The sequence below is a fragment of the Pseudoalteromonas sp. S3178 genome, from assembly GCF_005886985.1.
GTDB classification, from domain to species: domain Bacteria; phylum Pseudomonadota; class Gammaproteobacteria; order Enterobacterales; family Alteromonadaceae; genus Pseudoalteromonas; species Pseudoalteromonas carrageenovora.
The window spans coordinates 1-2,042 of the sequence record NZ_PNCW01000098.1; the positions used below are offsets into that span (position 1 = coordinate 1).

3 protein-coding genes are annotated in these 2,042 nt (G+C 40.0%); all 3 read right to left on the minus strand.

Annotation, left to right across the window (positions count from 1 at the left end; genetic code table 11):
• A partial coding sequence (locus tag CWC11_RS19865; protein WP_502704804.1) for a branched-chain amino acid aminotransferase family protein occupies positions 1 to 495 on the minus strand: 495 nt, incomplete at its 3' end.
• A gap of 198 nt (positions 496 to 693) precedes the next feature.
• On the minus strand, positions 694 to 1,746 hold the full coding sequence (locus tag CWC11_RS19870; RefSeq protein WP_138684076.1) for a fatty acid desaturase family protein: 1,053 nt from the start codon (positions 1,744 to 1,746) through the stop codon (positions 694 to 696).
• The coding region (locus CWC11_RS19875; RefSeq protein WP_502704805.1) for a 2Fe-2S iron-sulfur cluster-binding protein at positions 1,743 to 2,042 on the minus strand (300 nt) is incomplete at its 5' end. The genes CWC11_RS19875 and CWC11_RS19870, both read right to left, overlap by 4 nt.

Sequence of the window (2,042 nt, forward strand, 5' to 3'; positions counted from 1 at the left end):
CATGCCGTCTTCTTCTAATAACACTCTTAGTGCGGTGGCACCGCCTGCAAAGTAATCGCCCACAGGCGATAATAACGTATATAAAAGTGAACTCATAGATGGTGCAGCTGCTTTACCAATTGCAGCCTCAGTGCCTATGTGGGTTGGGCGAATATACATAGAGCCCGGTGGTAATGGCGTTTCGTCTGCGTATTCGCGCACTATATCTAAAATCATGTTTTTTAACATATCGCCATCAAAACTCGGTAGGCTCAACAAAGCCGAGCTTTGCTGCATACGGGCAATATTTGCATCCATTCTAAAAATATAAACAGAACCATCTTCACGACGAAAGGCCTTTAAGCCCTCAAAGCATGTGCTTGAATAATGAAGAACGTGCGCACCAGCATGAAGTTCAAGTTTATCGGAAGGGACAATTGAGCTTTCGCTCCATTCATTATCAGAAAAACGAGCTTGAATCATCTGCGGCATAAACACGGTACCAAATGCGGCCATTTTAATCTCTCTTGTGTGGTCTATTTTTCTCCATTGTATGACATTCACACATCATTTAACCATAGCTAAAGTAAGGCTTTTTTAATTAACCAAAAGAATTTTTTGCAAGTGCTGTTTATAAATTAAACATATTGCGAAGCGCATACAAAAAAGCCGATTAATATATGCTTATTAATCGGCTTTTTAAGAGCGTATTATTTATTTGAACGAGTATCTAATAATACGTTTTAATACCGAGCTGTACTGTTTAAAAAACCCACCTGTATGATAATCAATACCGTGCTTTTGCATAACAGCTTGAACTTGTGGTGCCACTTCTTGATAGCGCGACGACGGCATATCAGGAAATAAATGATGCTCAATTTGGCAGCTCAAATGCCCAGTTAAAACATGAAACCAATGCGACCCTTTAATATTAGACGAGCCCAACACTTGGCGATAATACCACTGCCCTTGGCTTTCGTTTATACAGTCTTCTTCTTTAAAGGTTTCGGTCTCTTCGGTAAAGTGGCCACAAAATATTATGGTTGATGTCCATAAATTACGAATTAAGTTTGCCACTAAATTCCCCGCTAACACCCATAAAAATAAAGGCCCTGCAAGTAACGGGAATATCGCATAATCTTTAATTAACTGGCGAGCGCCCTTACTAAAAAAACGTTGTTTTAAAGTAGAGTGCGATACGCCCCCTTCGCGGTTTTCTTTCTTTTTACCAATAAACACGCGTTCAGCTGCCAGCTCGTGATACGACACCCCCCACTGAAAAAGCACACTTAAATTAATATACGTAAAAAACTGCCATACATTTTTAAAACGCCATTTAAAGTCATCACTTAAGCGTAATAACCCATAACCAAAGTCTCTGTCTTTTCCAATAATATTAGTATACGTATGGTGCTCAAAGTTATGTACGCGGTGCCAGCTTTGACCATCACACGCTATGTCCCACTCAAAATGTTGTGAGTTAAGCTGTTTGTCGTTCATCCAATCGTATTGGCCGTGCATTACGTTGTGGCCAATTTCCATATTATCTAAAATTTTAGCAAGCGCTAATAACAGTACACCAGCAACCCACAGTAATGGCTGAATAAAACCAAGCATAAGTAAAATTCGCCCGCTCCATTCACACACTCGCTGTTTGCGTACAACAGAGCGAATGTAATCAGCATCTTGTTGCCCTACTTTGCCAAGCGTATCCATTTTTATAGTATCTAAATCGCTTGCAAGCTGATCAAAGTTTATATTTTTCATAATTGTAACTCCAAGTCGCTAACAGGCTGGCTTACACAAAGTTGAATTAACTGCTCGCCGTTATCACTCAGTTCACCTGTTTTTAAATTACGTACCACGCCTGATTTTTTAATACATTGGCATTGATGGCAAATACCAATACCGCAACCGCGTTTAACCGGTAATTGTTTTGCTTCAAACTGAGGCAATAAGGCATTATTAGCGCTTACTACATAGGCGCTGCTATTAACCTGCACGTTAAATTGGCTGTCGTCATTTAAGCTTGGCAGTGCTAAACCAAATGCCTCTTGGTAGTA